Genomic DNA, 15027 nt, shown 5'->3' with positions numbered 1-15027 from the left:
CACAGAATAATCCTTCCCTCAAAATTATGTACATTTCTTCTACAGGGAATTTACAACCTTATCCACAAAAAAAATGGATAAAATGTCGCCAGAAAAATAAAAAGGATTTTTAAATTCTTTTTATTTTATTGACCAGTTCCTGAAGAGTATTATCAAGTTTTATATTTTCTGCTTTTTCTTCACTTATCTTGTTATGGGCGTGAAGAACTGTGGTATGATCCCGACCGCCAAAAAATTCGCCGATCTGCGGTAGGGAAGTATCCGTAAGCTCACGGCAAAGGTACATAGCAATCTGCCGTGGAAAAGCCAAGGCTTTGGTACGCTTGCTGGAATTTAGGTCGTCTACCTTAAGGTTATAGTAAGAAGCCACTACTTCTTGAATAACATCCATGGTTATTTCCTTGGAATGACTTTCAGGGTAAACATCCTTTAAGGCATCAGCAACCAGATCAGTGGTGATATTTTCACCAATCAAATCAGCATAAGCAACTACTCTGGTAAGACCACCCTCCAGCTCTCTTATATTGCTGTCAATACGGTTGGCAATATAAGCCAGGGCTTCATTATCCACATCTATTTTTTCCATATAAGCCTTTTTTTGCAAAATGGCTATCCTTGTTTCCAAATCTGGTGGCTGAATATCGGTTACCATTCCTCCGGCAAACCGGGAACTCAGTCTTTCCTCCAGGTCCTTTAATTCCTTTGGTGGACGATCACTGGATAGAACAATTTGTTTATTGGCCTGATATAGGGCATTAAATGTATGGAAAAACTCTTCCTGGGTCTGTATTTTCTTGGAAAGGAACTGAATATCATCCACCATCAAAAGGTCGATATTGCGATACTTTTGACGGAAGGCTTCCGGAGTGTTATCACGGATTGAGTTAATCAGTTCATTGGTAAATTTTTCACTGGTAATGTACAGAACCCGCTTATCTGGATCGTTTTTCAGTACTTCATGACCGATGGCGTGCATCAGATGGGTTTTACCAAGTCCAACACCGCCATACATAAATAATGGATTATTGCCCTGTCCAGGATTTTTGGCCACATTAAGAGCTGCTGCGTGAGCCAAGCGGTTAAAGCTACCGGTAACGAAGGTTTCAAATACATATTTAGGATTAAGAGATGAAGCATCTCCAGGGGCTATCTGACCTGGTGCTTCTGGTTTTACATATGTTTCTCCATTGGAAGGTTCATTCAAATTGTTAAATAATGAAACCTCTTCTTTTGGTAATTCTTCCGGCGTTTCGTGAATTTCAAATTCAAGATTAACCTGGTCGGTTTTTAAAACATTTTTACAGGCATCTGTAAGATCCATAATATACCGCTGCTCAATAAAATCCTTTCGAAGCTTGTTTGGTACACTAAGGATTAGGGTATTGTTCTGGAAGTTTATTTCCTTTACTACTATTGGGGAAAACCAGTTTTCGATAACTTTTTCTGAAAGGAAATTTTTTAGTTCATTAGTTATGTTTTTCCATACTTCATTAAGCTTTTCTTGATCCATTAACAATCTGCTCCTCAAAAAATATATCAACAGATAAATAAATTTATCCACATTTGTTAATAACTGTGTGGATAAATCCGAGTTTTAGAAATGATTATTTGATTATTTGATAATGTTTCTTCAATATAAATGTGTAAATGCAAAAATATTCACTAAAAATTGTTGATAAATATCTGTTGAACGCCTTCATAATAATATCAAAATATCGTGAAGTTATCAACAAAAAATAGTGGGTATGTATGTGAAAGAATGTAAATTATCCACAGATACAAATGCTCTGCCTAGTAAAATTTCTTGACACTAAAAATACTGTGGTCTATAATCTTGTTAGTTAAATTCAAGTACTATGTGTAATTGTGGTTTGACCGAGTGTTAGTGTCAGTATACTAACTCGTAAAATAAAAGGGGGTGCGATAATTGAAGCAGACTTATCAGCCAAATAATCATTGGAAGAAAAAGACCCATGGTTTCCGTGAGCGTATGAAGACTAAGGGTGGTCGTCAGGTTTTAGCAAGAAGAAGAGCTAGAGGCAGAAAGAAGCTTTCTGCATAAGTAAGAGGTCACTTCGGTGGCCTGTTTTTCTCTATAGGGCTGTTTAAGCTTTTATTTATGTTTAGCTTAATGGTTCTATCTTCTAATTGCTGAAGTGAGGATTTTGCCATGTTAAAGTTACCTAAAAGTCGCATTCTACGCCGTAGAAACGATTTTCAAAAGGTCCACCGTTTTGGGAAATCCTATGCAAACAGGTACTTAGTATTGTATGTCTTTACAGCAACTGGGCTGGAGGACAAGGTTGGTTTCGCTGCCGGAAAAAAGCTGGGTAATGCTGTCACGCGTAATAGAGTCAAGCGTCTTATGCGGGAGTGTTACAGATTAAATCAGGACAAAATCAGGAAAGATATTTGTATACTGTTGGTAGGCCGTAAGCCAGCTGTTGAAAAAAAATACGATGTTATCGAAAAGGCTTTTCTCGATTTGGGCAGAAAGGCCAAAATTTTTGGGAGATGAACTAATTGGTGAAGAGATTTTTTTTATTTCTCATAGGGATTTATCAGTCCTATATATCACCACTTAAACCACCTTCCTGTCGTTATGTTCCGACCTGTTCGGAATATGCGAAAATTGCTATCGAAAAATACGGGCCAATGAAGGGTGGATATATGGCAGTGAAGCGTATACTGCGTTGCCACCCCTTTCATAAAGGTGGATATGATCCGGTTCCGTAATATAGGATTTTTGTTTTGACAGATTTTCTGTAGAAATTAGGATGTGTTAAATTGGAATTTTTGTCATCGCTTTTTGAGCCGATTGTAGAGCTGTTCCGCATATTGATGGGCGGTTTTTATGCAATAACTGCCATGACTGGGTTTCCAAGCTATGGTGTAGCCATTATTTTGATGACTATTTGCGTAAAAGGTTGTTTATACCCATTAAATAAGAAGCAGATCAGGTCTATGAAGGCCATGCAGGAAATTCAGCCTGAGCTGAAGAAAATTCAGAAGAATTATAAGAACAACCCTCAGCTTATGCAGCAGAAAATGGGCGAGCTTTATCAGGAGTCCGGCGTAAATCCGTTGGCCGGATGCTTGCCACTTTTGGTGCAAATGCCGATTTTGATGGGTGTTTATTATTCCCTTTATGGTTTTGAGTATCAGGGCGACCCAGGCTTCTTGTGGTTGACCAGCTTGTCTGAAGTCGACTCTACTTACATTCTGCCATTGCTTTCAGCATTGACTACCTATCTGACCCAGAAGCAAACTATGATGTCCAATGGTCAGGATAATCAGCAGATGAAAATGATGATGTATATAATGCCAATATTCATTGGTTATATTTCCATCAATTTCCCATCTGGTTTGGTTCTGTATTGGGTTGTTATGAATCTCTGCCAGATTGTACAGCAGTGGTTTATTTTTAGAAATGACGATATTGCTGCACCGGCAAATGCCAAGAAGGGAGATGCCTGATTATAATGTCTTTGGAAGTAGAAAAGACTGGTAGAACAGTTGAAGAAGCAAAAAACGCTGCTATAGAGGCATTGGGTATTTCAGCGGATTTAGTAGATTTTGTAGAAGTAGTTGAACCTACGAAGGGTTTTTTAGGTTTGATTGGCGGTAAGCCAGCCAAGGTAAAGGCCGTAGTCCGTGAGCTTGACCCTGTCGACAAGGCAGAGAAGTTTTTAAGTGACATTTTCGCTGCTATGCATTTGGAAGTCAGCATTGAAAAGAGTGAGTGTGAAGATGGCACCATATTTAATTTGATTGGTGACAATCTGGGAATTTTGATCGGAAAACACGGTCAAACATTGGACTCTTTGCAATACCTTTCCAATCTTGCAGCCAACCATGGAATGTCTGATAATAAGGTTCGTATCATAATTGATATTGAGAACTATCGGAGTCGCCGGGAGGATACTTTGCGTCGTCTGGCTGTCAGATTGGCTGACAAGGTAAGAAGAACCGGTGAAAGAGTTGTTCTGGAGCCTATGAACAGACATGAAAGAAAAATTATTCATATGGCCCTGCAGGACAATTATCGGGTAGCGACATACAGCGCCGGCGATGAGCCTTACCGCAAAGTTGTTATTGAACTGAAGCGTGGCGGCCGTCGTGATAGTCATGAACGCAGGGACAGAGAAGTAGATAATTGATTCTCTGTGATTTGGATTTAGGGAGGCTGTCTCGTAATGGGACAGCCTTTTGTATATGATTTTGGAGGATTTATGCAGCAGGATGAGACAATAAGTGCCATTGCTACACCACCTGGGGAAGGCGGTATTGGCATAATAAGATTGAGTGGAGAAAATGCTGTCTCCATTGCAAAAAAAATATTTAGGCCATTTTCTGCAAAATCTTTAGATGAATATGGAAACAGAGCGGCAGTCTATGGCTATGTGAAAAATGAAGATGGAAAAACAATAGATGAAGCCATTTGCATAATCATGAATGCTCCAAATTCATATACCTGTGAAGATGTGGTAGAAATCCAGTGTCACGGTGGAAGTGTGGTCATGCGGGAAATTTTATCCCTTACCTACCGGATGGGAGCAAGACCTGCCCAGCCGGGCGAATTTACTAAACGGGCATTTTTAAACGGGCGTCTGGACTTAAGTCAGGCTCAGGCGGTAATGGATGTGATAAATGCCAAAACAAAAGCCTCATTGGATATGGCCATGGGACATCTTTCCGGAAATTTTTCCAGTAAAATAAAGGGATTTCGCCATGATATACTGGCAATGATCGCTCATTTGGAAGCTTCCATTGATTTTCCGGAGGATGATATAGAGAATTTGGATATTGAGGATATACGGGAAAAGGTAAAGCTGCTGGTGGAAAAAGTAGAAAAGCTGGTGGAAAGTGCCAATACCGGTATTATTCTTAAGGATGGGCTGAAAACGGCTATTATTGGCAAGCCAAACGCCGGGAAATCCAGTATTATGAATTTGCTTTTGGGCCAAGAGCGGGCTATTGTTACTGATATCCCAGGTACTACCAGGGACAGTATAGAGGAATATGTTAATATCGGTGGTATACCACTTAAACTTATTGATACAGCCGGCATAAGGACTACTGATGATTTGGTGGAAAAAATAGGAGTGGACAAGGCATATTCTTATGCCAAGGAAGCTGAGCTGATACTTGCTGTATTTGATCGTACGGAACATTTTACCCATGAGGACGAGGAAATAATAAAGCTTCTGGATAATTGTCCTGGAAATATCATTGCCATTTTGAATAAAATGGACTTATCAGCAGATATAAATGATGATATTATTACTAAAAAGCTGAAGGAAGTTCATAATGAACAAATTATTGGTATTATTCCAATGTCGGCTAAAAGTGGTGATGGGCAGGAAGATTTGGAAGCACTGCTGACAGAGATTGTTTATGGTGGTAAGACAAAAACAATGGATAGTCAAATTCTTTGTGATGCCCGTCAGGGAGAAATTTTGCGCCAAACACTAAAGCTGTTGGAAGAAACCATAACTACCATTGATATGGGTATGAGTGAAGATTTTATCGTGATAGATTTACGGTCTGCCTGGGAAAAGCTGGGGGAAATCACCGGGGAAACCCTGGATGATGATATAGTGGACCAGATATTTAGTCAGTTCTGCATTGGAAAGTAATTCTGTGGAGGATTTAGAAGTGAGTGACAAGCTGTTTGTAGCTGGAGAATATGATGTTATTGTTATAGGCGCTGGTCATGCCGGCGTAGAAGCGGCCTTAGCTGCAGCCAGGATAGGTTGTTCCACCCTTCTGGCTACCCTTAGTATGGATAATATTGCCATGATGCCGTGTAATCCATCAGTTGGTGGTCCGGCCAAGGGGCATTTGGTGCGGGAGCTGGATGCTTTAGGGGGACAGATGGGCATAAATGCCGACGAAACCTGTATTCAGTTTAGAATGTTAAATACCGGCAAAGGACCAGCAGTACATGCACTCAGGGCACAGGCTGATAAAAAGCATTATCAATTCCGTATGAAGGAAGTTTGCGAAAATCAGGATAATCTGGATGTAAAGCAGCTTCTTATCAATGAGTTGATTATTGAAGATAATCAGGTAAAGGGTATAATTACTGAAAATATGGAGCAATATATGTGCAAAACTGCCATTATTGCTACAGGGACTTATCTTAAAGGAAAAATAATCATTGGATTGCAGACCTATTCCGGTGGACCAAGTGGACAAAGAAGTGCCGAAAAGCTGTCCCAGTCCTTAATGAAGGCTGGCATAAAGCTGATGCGGTTTAAAACAGGAACACCGGCCAGAGTGGATGCACGTACATTGGATTATAGCAAGATGACTATCCAGCCGGGCAATGAGGAAGCTCATAGTTTTTCTTTTATGAGTGATGAAATTACCAGGGAGCAGGTACCTTGCTGGCTGACTTATACAAATGAACAGACCCATAAAATAATCATGGATAATATTGATCGGGCTCCTATGGCCAATGGGATAATAAAGGGTATTGGTCCACGGTATTGTCCATCTATTGAAACCAAGCTGATTAGATTTCCGGATAAAGAGCGGCATCAGTTGTTTTTGGAGCCGGAGGGACGGCACACCAACGAAGTTTATGTCCAGGGGATGTCTACCAGTTTGCCGATGGATGTGCAGATTGATTTTCTTCACACTATACCAGGTTTGGAGAACGCCAAGGTTATGCGGGCCGGCTATGCCATTGAGTATGATTGTCTGGATCCCATGCAGTTGAAACCAACCTTGGAATTGAAAAATATTTCCGGATTATTTTCTGCCGGACAGGCTAATGGAACCTCAGGATATGAGGAAGCAGCTGCTCAGGGCATTATAGCCGGCATAAATGCTGCCATGAAGGTAAAAGGACAGGAACCGTTAATATTAAAGCGTTCCGATGCTTATATTGGCGTCTTGATTGATGATCTGGTTACCAAGGGCACCAGTGAACCATATCGTATTATGACTTCCCGGGCAGAATATCGGTTGATTTTGCGGCAGGATAATGCAGATCAGCGTTTGACCCCGTTGGGAAGAAAAGTGGGATTGGTGCAGGATGACCGTTGGGAAAGATTTACGAAAAAACAGCAGGAAATACAGGAAACGGTTGCTATTTTGCAGGACCGCAAGCTGAATCCAAATGATGAAACATTGAGATTATTGGCAGAGAATGACATAGATGAAATAAAGAATACTACTTCCCTGTATGATTTGATGAAACGGCCAAATGTTGATTATGATAAATTACAATCAATGTTTGATTTACCGGAAATCAGAGATGAGGTCAAGCAGCAGGTGGAAATCTCCATTACTTACGAAGGCTATATCAAAAAACAGCTGGAGCAGGTGGAGAAGATGAAAAAATTGGAGGAAAAGCTTATTCCGGAGGACATTGACTATGATCTGGTTGCAAATCTACGGGATGAGGCCAGAGAGAAGCTGGCAAATATTCGACCATTGTCCATTGGACAGGCTGGGCGAATTTCCGGGGTATCACCAGCTGATGTTTCCGTATTGATGATTTATTTGGAACAGCAGAAAAGGATAGAGGAGAACAAACAAAATGAACTTTAAGGATTACTTAAAGGATGCTACAGAAAAATACGGTATTTCCCTGTCTGATGAACAGCTGGACCAGTTTGACAAGTATTACCAGCTGCTTGTGGAATGGAATGAAAAAATAAATCTCACGGCTATTACTGAGCCAAGGGAAGTGGCCATAAAGCATATGGTTGATTCACTGTCCTGTTGGCAGGCTGATTTATTTGAAGCTGGTATTGCTGTTATAGATGTAGGAACAGGAGCTGGTTTTCCCGGTATTCCGCTGAAGATATACAGGCCGGATATAAAGCTTATCTTATTGGATTCATTAAATAAACGGATAAAATTTCTCCAAACTGTGGTGGATGAGCTTGGATTAGAGAATGTAAAATGTATACACGCCAGAGCGGAGGAAGCAGCCCGAAATAAAGCTTTGCGGGAAAAATTTGATTTGGTTGTTTCCCGGGCTGTAGCCCGATTACCGGTACTGGCTGAGTATTGTCTGCCATTTGTAAAGACAGGTGGCATATTTGCTGCACTAAAGGGTATGAAATTTGCTGAAGAAGCGACTGATGCAAAAAAAGCCTTGTCAGTGCTGGGCGGCAGTCAGCCGGAGTGTGTGGCAATAAAGTTGCCATATTTGGAGGATAAGCGGGCGGTAATATACATAAAAAAAGAAAAGTCAACGCCAAAGGCTTATCCAAGGAAGGCCGGAACTCCGGATAAAAATCCTCTATAACAGAAAAAGGGTTTTAAGGTTTTTTATAGAAGTCTTAAAAGAGTGGTCAGGTATATTTATTAGTAAAATGAGATTTATTCAGCTGGAGCTTTATACTCCAATTGAATGTAGCCGAATAAATCCTAGGCTTTATGGGTGCTTTACTCCTGCTTAAGAGGTGGGAGACTTAGCAGCCTTTAGTGCAGGGTAAATTTTCATAAAAGGATGTGATTTTGTGAAAAAATTATTTATTCTTCTGGCAGTCTGTGCAGTATTGTTGTGCAGCTGGACCGTGGTTAGTGCCCACGAGGCTGGTGATGGCCGGCATGATGCTGCTGAAAATGCTGCAGAAGAGGAAAATAATGAAGCTGCCAAGGATACCAAATATGAGATATTATTTGAGGATGAAACCTTCATATATCTTTTGGACAAGGAAAATACCGGTTGGATAAGAAAGCCATATGATGTCCGTAAATATGTTATAGATGCCTGGGTAAAGATGATGCCATATGAGCTATCAACCCAACAGGAATTACTTGAACCCAGCGAGGACAGAAAATACTATTTAGAGCATTATCTCATCGATCCGGAGACAAATAAAATCCAATTTCTTTGTGAAGTAGAGGTTACCGGGCGCCCGGAAAATAATATTACACAACGGAAATACGACCCGGCTAATTGGGAAGGGCTTGTTCCGGAAAGTATGGAAGACAGAATATTTCATGCTATAGTGAGAAAAATGGGGAAAAAGAAGGGTGATGGAACTATAAAACAGTTCAGCGAAGTGCTGGAGGATGTATTTAGAATTTCCATTTAACATTTGTCAGTTAAGTAAAGTTTAAAATCCAGCTACTTCATAGGGTGTTTGATAGTGATGTTCGATTGATTTTCCTTTTATCAACATAATATTGAGATTATCCACAAAAAAATAGAACAAATTTGTGGATATGTTAATAACCTTGTGGATAACATAATAATAACGCCTGTATGATGCTTTAATTAGCACCTTACAGGCGTTTTTCGTATATTATGCTTAGACTAGCTCTTCGGCTAATCTGATAAATTCGCTGTCAAGCTGTTTTTTATTGGTAATGGCATCGTGTAAATCAATTGACACAACCTTACCCTGATTAAAGCCAAACACTACATCGGATTGGCCGGCAATAAGGGCTAAAGCGGCCCGTTCGCCCAACTGGCTAGCCTTTACCCGGTCCTGTACCGATGGTGATCCACCGCGTTGGATATGTCCCAGAACAGATACCCTTACATCCATTTGGGTTTTTTCTTCAATGTATTTACCAATATCGATGGAGCTGCCTACACCTTCAGCAACAACTATCAGAGAGTATCGGCGGCCATTTTCGTAGGATTTTATAATGCCTTGACAAATATCATCAAGATTGTATTCTTTTTCGGGAATGAGGATAAACTCAGCACCACCAGCGATACCAGCCAGCATAGCCAGCCAACCGCAATGACGGCCCATAACCTCTACTACTGCAATACGGTTATGGGATGAAGCAGTATCCCTCAGTTTGTTTATGGCATCAATAATAGTATTGGCTGCTGTGTCTGAACCAATGGTATAATCTGTTCCCCATACATCATTGTCAATAGTGCCAGGTAATCCAACAATTGGTACACCGGTTTCCTGGCTGAGCTGGGTTGCCCCTCGGAGACTGCCGTCGCCACCAATTATTACCAAGCCTTCTATTCCCCGCTTTTTCATATTTTCATAGGCTAATGCTCTGCCCTCAGGGGTCATAAACCGTTTACAGCGGGCTGTCCCCAGAATTGTACCACCTCGCTGGATTATGTCACCTACACTACGGGAGTTCATTTCCTGCATTTCTTCATCCAAAAGGCCTCGATAGCCGTTGTATATACCCCAAACCTTTACCCCTTCAAATAATGCGGTGCGTACTACAGCCCGCACTGCTGCATTCATACCTGGGCTGTCGCCGCCACTTGTTAAAACACCTATGCACTTTAACATATCTTATACCCCTCTCGTTTTCTTGACAAAAAAATATGCTAATGTTACATTAAACTAGCGATAAAATATATATCATCTATTATTAGATTATAATATATTTTATAAATTTTATAAAGGAGCAAAAAGAATGAAGGAATTAGAATTGAAGTATGGTTGCAACCCAAATCAAAAGCCGGCCAGAGTATTTATGGAAAAAGGGGAGCTGCCTTTCACCGTTTTAAACGGAAAGCCAGGTTATATCAATCTGTTGGATGCCATGAACAGCTGGCAGCTGGTTAAAGAATTAAAAAAAGCTACAGGCCTTCCGGCAGCTGCTTCCTTTAAGCATGTTAGTCCGGCTGGTGCCGCTGTGGCTGCACCATTGTCTGAAATTCTTCAAAAGGTTTATTTCGTGGAAGGAATAGAGCTTTCTCCTATAGCTACTGCCTATATCAGAGCCAGAGGGGCAGATAGGATGTCTTCTTATGGGGATTTTGTAGCACTGTCTGATGAGTGTGATGCCCAGACGGCGTCATTTCTGGCCAGAGAGGTTTCTGATGGCATAATTGCTCCATCATACTCTGATGAAGCACTGGAAATTTTAAAGACCAAGCGAAAGGGCACTTATCTGGTATTACAGATGGACAATGATTTTCAGCCGGCGGCATTGGAGCACAAGGAGGTTTTTGGTATTACCTTTGAGCAGCAGCGTAATGATATCGAAATTTCCGAAGAATGCCTGAAGGATATACCAACTGATTCCAAGGAATTTTCAGCAGAGGCCAGACGGGATTTGCTTATTGCGTTAATAACATTAAAATATACCCAGTCAAATTCTGTATGTTACGCTAAGGATGGTCAGGCCATCGGCATCGGTGCTGGGCAGCAGTCAAGAGTTCATTGTACCAGACTGGCCGGTAATAAGGCTGATGTTTGGCATTTGCGTCAGCATCCAAAGGTATTGTCCCTACCATTCAAGGATGATGTAAGGCGTCCTGATCGGGACAATGCTATCGATGTATACATTTCCGAGGAATGGGAGGATTTGCTGGAAACCGATGATTGGCAACGGGTATTTACTGAAAAGCCTGCTCCACTTTCCCGGGAAGAAAAGAAGGAATATTTAAAGACTATTACTGGGGTTGCCCTGGGTTCGGATGCTTTCTTCCCATTTGGAGATAATGTAGAGCGGGCGCATAAGAGTGGTGTTAAATATATTGCTCAGTCCGGTGGCTCTATTCGGGATGACAATGTAATTGAAACAGCTAATAAATATGACATTACTATGGCCTTTACCCATATACGGCTGTTCCATCATTGAGACTTTTAGACATTTATTTGTCTGTGTCATTAGTATGGTTTTTACTCAGATTTATAATAATACTAACTTTATGTATGACCGGTGAAACTTGGATTGTGTGTATTCGTTGGTCAAGTTTGGTTTATTGATGGAGAATTATGGAAATAATGGATATTTCACCCTATGGTTTATTAGGAATTCTTGGCTTTATATCAGGTTTTATATATTTATTTTTTGTTTGCAAAAATCGAGAATTTCAAGATCTTATTTATGTATATACATGGGCCGGTATAGGTGCTATGTTAGGAGCAAAAGTTCTTTATGTTATTGTTGATTATAAAAGAATAAATTACTTTTTAATTTCTGAAGGTGTTTCATTTGAAAATATTATAAGCATATTAAATGGGGGATTTGTTTTTTATGGTGGACTGGCAGGTGCTTTAATAGCCACTATTTTTTCTTGTCAATATCTTCAGTTGAATATAAATAAAGTAGTTGCTTTAATTACGCCAGCTATGCCATTGGCCCATACTTTTGGACGGATTGGATGTGCCATTGTTGGATGTTGTTATGGAATAGAAACAGAAACATATGGCGTAATATATGAAAATTCTCCATATGCTCCGCTGCATACCAAATTATTTCCCGTACAGTTAATAGAAGCCCTTGGAAATTTTGTAATTTTTTTAATTTTGATAATTCTTGTTTCAAAAAAGAAATATAGAAATAAAGTGTTGATTACATATCTCTATATGTACAGTATATTTAGATTTTTTTTGGAATTTCTAAGAGGTGATATTGATCGTGGTTTTTTATGGATTTTATCAACTTCACAGTGGATTAGTATAATAATTTTTGTTATAATTACTTTGCATATAATTTTTTCAAAAAATAATAGTAAAAATGGAGATGAATTAAATGGCTAGATATTGTAATAATTGTGGAGGAAAAATGGATGAAGATGTTGCATTTTGCCCGGAGTGTGGACAAAAGGTAATTAATGATGAGCAGTATAATACCTCAATACAGTCGATAAACGATGATGGTCAAGGCATGCAACAAGTGACAAATTTTAACACTGGTCATTATGATTTGACAACAAATAATAATTCAAACTCTAACGATATTTCACAACCGGGAAAGGGGTTTGCTATTGCTTCTTTGGTGCTGGGTATAGTATCACTCCTTTTTATAATTTTTTTCCCGCTTGTTGGATTGGTTGTGAGCATTGTTGGTGTTGTTTGTGCGACTAAGGCAAAAAGTAGTGGCTATAATGGCGGGATGCAAACGGCAGGGTTTGTGTGTTCGTTAATAGGTTTAATATTTAATGGATTATATTTTGTTGCTTGCGTCGCATGTGTCGGTATGTTTGGAGCAGCTGGAACTCTTGCTCATTAATGTGATTTTATGTTTTTTGCGAGCCTGTGAAAGAACTCTGTAAATCGCATCTCCTATGACAATAAAAACTATATATTTCGCAATTTTGCTGGAATTGGTTGAAACCGGTTCCAGCATTTTTCGTATCTGTATTTTTAGACAACTCAACAAACTGAGGACTGGCTCTAGGCCTCAATTTTAATAAAGCTGTAACAAGAAATAGCCTAATATTCAAGCCGATTTTCGTAAGAATCGGGGGGCACAGACAGATCCTTGGATTTGTCGTATAGGTGTCCAAGAAAAGGCCATACCCTTTTTTTTCATTAGGCGCAGAAGCTCTATTTTGGGTTCGATTATCAGATATGAATAGAATAATTAAAAAAATATAAATGTTCTCTTTTTGATAAAGAGAGTAAAAAATCTGTATTTAAGGATTTAATGACAAAATTTCATCTTTGTCCATGTACACAATTTTTAATTCGTCAATATGATGATTGGCGTGATATTCTTGATATTTAGCCAAAACATCATGTAATTTTCCAGAACTTAGTTTATCCTCCTGCCTTCTGTAGTAGGTAAGACTGTCAAAATTTTCCAAAGTAATCTTGTTGTCCAACTGTACATAACTATCCTTATCAATAACAGTCTCTATTGGCTCATCACAATAGATTACCTTGTTGGAGTTGAAGGCAGCCTTGTGTTCCTTGCCCTCCAACGAATCAAGTTGTGCTATCTCAATGACTTCATCTGAGACCGACAAAATCAGATAAGGATGCCTTCCTCTGGATAAAAGTCCGTTGTTGTTAAACCTTATACGCAATGATAGCACCTGACCGACTTCTAACATTACGCTATCGCCATCCTGTCCATAATTTTGATAATATCTGCATACTGTTTCTTGTATTGCTGTAGATTTTTTTTCGTATCCATTTTTTTGTCAGGCTTTTTGTAATAATGACTCTTGCTCTCCCATTCGACATCTTCATGGGACAAAGATATTAAATCTTCCAATGAGGCGTTTTTAAACGCTAAAAAGAATTTTTTCAAGAACATGCTTATATCCTCTGGAATATCTTCCACTTGGATAGTGTTTCTGTTCTGGTATATTCTGGCATATTGTTCTAAAACGGATGGGATTACAGCACCATTATCATATGCATAAAGGTCATCTTCAAATAAAAGCTTTTCATTTTTTGCAAAGAAAATATTTTGTGCTAAATGTAGGAATTTATTAAGCTTGGCATTGCCATCATAAAAATTGCGTCCGTTTTTGTTTACTAAATTCTTTTGAAAAACCTCTTTATTGGTATCCATACGCAAAAAATAGATTGCTATATCCAGTGCTTTCATATATCTCACCTCCTATATATCTCCTCACATACATTATAACACGGATGCATTAATATAGGGTAACAAATGTTTTGTTCATAAAAGCATTTGTTTTTTCAGTTTACTCTCCCAAGGGTTTTTCTGTTTTCTTTATATAAAAAACTCGTTTTAAAAAATTTTCTACGAACTGAACATTGCTTGATATAATCTTCACGAATAATTCTAACGATATCTGTAAAACACCCCAGACACTACATAAAAATATTTTTCCACAGCCTAAATAATACAAGATATAAGACCAAGCAAAAGATATCTTTTGCAGTTCAAGCCGGCCGTTTAGGAGGTCCATTTCAGGGCCTCAATGCCGGTGGCAGGGGCACCTTGATAGCTATTTTCCTGATAATTTGGATTTTGATAGGTGTTTTGCAGGTAATTGTTTGGCGGATAGCCATCAGTCTGCTGGCCGTATAGGTTGTAGTCATTCTGGTAATTTATTGGCTGATTTGGAATGTTCTGCATAGGCTGTATGGGTTGATTATTTTGAACAGGCTGACTATACTGCGTAGCTTGATAATCCTGTTCGTATTGCATTGGTTGTTTAGGTTGAACATTTACATCGATTTTTCGTCCGCATTCCGGGCAAAAAGCGATATTATCATCTACTTTTTCACCACAATTACTTCAAAATTTTGACATAATATTATCTCCACAAAATATTAAATTTATAACTATATAAAATTATAGGTATTTGCTTCTACAATAAAAGCGGACAGCAATGTGCCGACCGCCTTTAAAAGC

General features: G+C 39.3%; 17 protein-coding genes and 1 pseudogene. 12 read left to right on the top strand and 6 right to left on the bottom strand.

Annotated elements, in window-relative coordinates; translation table 11 throughout:
• Positions 1 to 109: 109 nt before the first annotated feature.
• The gene (dnaA, locus tag QZV24_RS07585) at positions 110 to 1510 is read right to left on the bottom strand and encodes a chromosomal replication initiator protein DnaA (RefSeq protein WP_294522358.1); all 1401 of its coding nucleotides are present in this window, start codon (positions 1508 to 1510) and stop codon (positions 110 to 112) included.
• A 417-nt stretch (positions 1511 to 1927) separates the two neighbouring features.
• Between dnaA and rpmH the strand changes: the two genes are divergently transcribed.
• The 9 genes from rpmH to QZV24_RS07540 all read left to right on the top strand — a co-directional run bounded on the left by rpmH (position 1928) and on the right by QZV24_RS07540 (position 9065).
• The gene (gene rpmH, locus QZV24_RS07580; RefSeq protein ID WP_290655455.1) at positions 1928 to 2062 is read left to right on the top strand and encodes a 50S ribosomal protein L34; all 135 of its coding nucleotides are present in this window, start codon (positions 1928 to 1930) and stop codon (positions 2060 to 2062) included.
• Positions 2063 to 2170: 108 nt separating this feature from the next.
• On the top strand, positions 2171 to 2518 hold the full coding sequence (rnpA, locus tag QZV24_RS07575; RefSeq protein WP_290655457.1) for a ribonuclease P protein component: 348 nt from the start codon (positions 2171 to 2173) through the stop codon (positions 2516 to 2518).
• Positions 2519 to 2526: 8 nt separating this feature from the next.
• Positions 2527 to 2736 (top strand): membrane protein insertion efficiency factor YidD, encoded by a 210-nt coding sequence (gene yidD, locus QZV24_RS07570; RefSeq protein WP_290655459.1) that lies wholly within the window; start codon positions 2527 to 2529, stop codon positions 2734 to 2736.
• Between the two features lie 51 nt (positions 2737 to 2787).
• Positions 2788 to 3477: a YidC/Oxa1 family membrane protein insertase gene (locus QZV24_RS07565; RefSeq protein ID WP_290655461.1), complete on the top strand. Its 690-nt coding sequence runs from the start codon at positions 2788 to 2790 to the stop codon at positions 3475 to 3477.
• A gap of 5 nt (positions 3478 to 3482) precedes the next feature.
• Positions 3483 to 4160, top strand: coding sequence for an RNA-binding cell elongation regulator Jag/EloR (gene jag / locus QZV24_RS07560; RefSeq protein WP_294522346.1), 678 nt, complete (start codon positions 3483 to 3485; stop codon positions 4158 to 4160).
• Between the two features lie 72 nt (positions 4161 to 4232).
• Entirely contained in the window at positions 4233 to 5639 is a 1407-nt protein-coding gene (gene mnmE, locus QZV24_RS07555; RefSeq protein ID WP_294522440.1) for a tRNA uridine-5-carboxymethylaminomethyl(34) synthesis GTPase MnmE, read from the top strand.
• A 31-nt stretch (positions 5640 to 5670) separates the two neighbouring features.
• Positions 5671 to 7563 carry a tRNA uridine-5-carboxymethylaminomethyl(34) synthesis enzyme MnmG gene (mnmG, locus tag QZV24_RS07550; protein WP_294522438.1) on the top strand — a complete coding sequence of 631 codons (1893 nt, stop codon included), beginning with the start codon at positions 5671 to 5673 and terminating at the stop codon, positions 7561 to 7563.
• Positions 7553 to 8269: a 16S rRNA (guanine(527)-N(7))-methyltransferase RsmG gene (rsmG, locus tag QZV24_RS07545; RefSeq protein WP_294522336.1), complete on the top strand. Its 717-nt coding sequence runs from the start codon at positions 7553 to 7555 to the stop codon at positions 8267 to 8269. The genes mnmG and rsmG overlap by 11 nt, the downstream gene beginning before the upstream one ends.
• A gap of 214 nt (positions 8270 to 8483) precedes the next feature.
• On the top strand, positions 8484 to 9065 hold the full coding sequence (locus tag QZV24_RS07540; protein WP_294522335.1) for a hypothetical protein: 582 nt from the start codon (positions 8484 to 8486) through the stop codon (positions 9063 to 9065).
• 216 nt (positions 9066 to 9281) lie between these two features.
• Here QZV24_RS07540 and pfkA read toward each other — a convergent pair whose 3' ends face one another.
• Positions 9282 to 10244: a 6-phosphofructokinase gene (gene pfkA / locus QZV24_RS07535; protein ID WP_294522333.1), complete on the bottom strand. Its 963-nt coding sequence runs from the start codon at positions 10242 to 10244 to the stop codon at positions 9282 to 9284.
• A gap of 127 nt (positions 10245 to 10371) precedes the next feature.
• Here pfkA and QZV24_RS07530 point away from each other — a divergent pair, with 127 nt between their 5' ends.
• From QZV24_RS07530 to QZV24_RS07520, 3 genes are all read left to right on the top strand, one after another.
• Positions 10372 to 11544: a phosphoribosylaminoimidazolecarboxamide formyltransferase gene (locus QZV24_RS07530; RefSeq protein ID WP_294522328.1), complete on the top strand. Its 1173-nt coding sequence runs from the start codon at positions 10372 to 10374 to the stop codon at positions 11542 to 11544.
• Between the two features lie 137 nt (positions 11545 to 11681).
• A complete protein-coding gene (locus QZV24_RS07525) occupies positions 11682 to 12449 on the top strand; it encodes a prolipoprotein diacylglyceryl transferase (RefSeq protein WP_294522324.1) in 768 nt (255 codons plus the stop codon).
• 25 nt (positions 12450 to 12474) lie between these two features.
• Positions 12475 to 12921, top strand: a complete 447-nt coding sequence (locus QZV24_RS07520; protein ID WP_294522320.1) for a DUF4190 domain-containing protein — start codon at positions 12475 to 12477, stop codon at positions 12919 to 12921.
• Between the two features lie 406 nt (positions 12922 to 13327).
• Here QZV24_RS07520 and QZV24_RS07515 read toward each other — a convergent pair whose 3' ends face one another.
• The 4 genes and pseudogenes from QZV24_RS07515 to QZV24_RS10595 form a co-directional block, all read right to left on the bottom strand.
• A complete protein-coding gene (locus QZV24_RS07515) occupies positions 13328 to 13747 on the bottom strand; it encodes a hypothetical protein (protein ID WP_294522318.1) in 420 nt (139 codons plus the stop codon).
• Positions 13747 to 14250 carry a type II toxin-antitoxin system antitoxin SocA domain-containing protein gene (locus tag QZV24_RS07510; RefSeq protein WP_294522313.1) on the bottom strand — a complete coding sequence of 168 codons (504 nt, stop codon included), beginning with the start codon at positions 14248 to 14250 and terminating at the stop codon, positions 13747 to 13749. The genes QZV24_RS07515 and QZV24_RS07510 overlap by 1 nt, the downstream gene beginning before the upstream one ends.
• A 315-nt stretch (positions 14251 to 14565) precedes the next feature.
• Entirely contained in the window at positions 14566 to 14748 is a 183-nt protein-coding gene (locus tag QZV24_RS07505) for a hypothetical protein (RefSeq protein ID WP_294522310.1), read from the bottom strand.
• A 105-nt stretch (positions 14749 to 14853) separates the two neighbouring features.
• Positions 14854 to 14907: pseudogene (locus QZV24_RS10595) on the bottom strand (zinc-ribbon domain-containing protein); the annotation flags it as partial.
• Positions 14908 to 15027: the final 120 nt, after the last annotated feature.

Source organism: uncultured Anaerovibrio sp. (genome assembly GCA_902786545.1).
Lineage (GTDB): Bacteria > Bacillota > Negativicutes > Selenomonadales > Selenomonadaceae > Anaerovibrio.
Note: the sequence above shows the minus strand (reverse complement) of the source record. Positions and strands in the feature narration are given on the sequence as shown.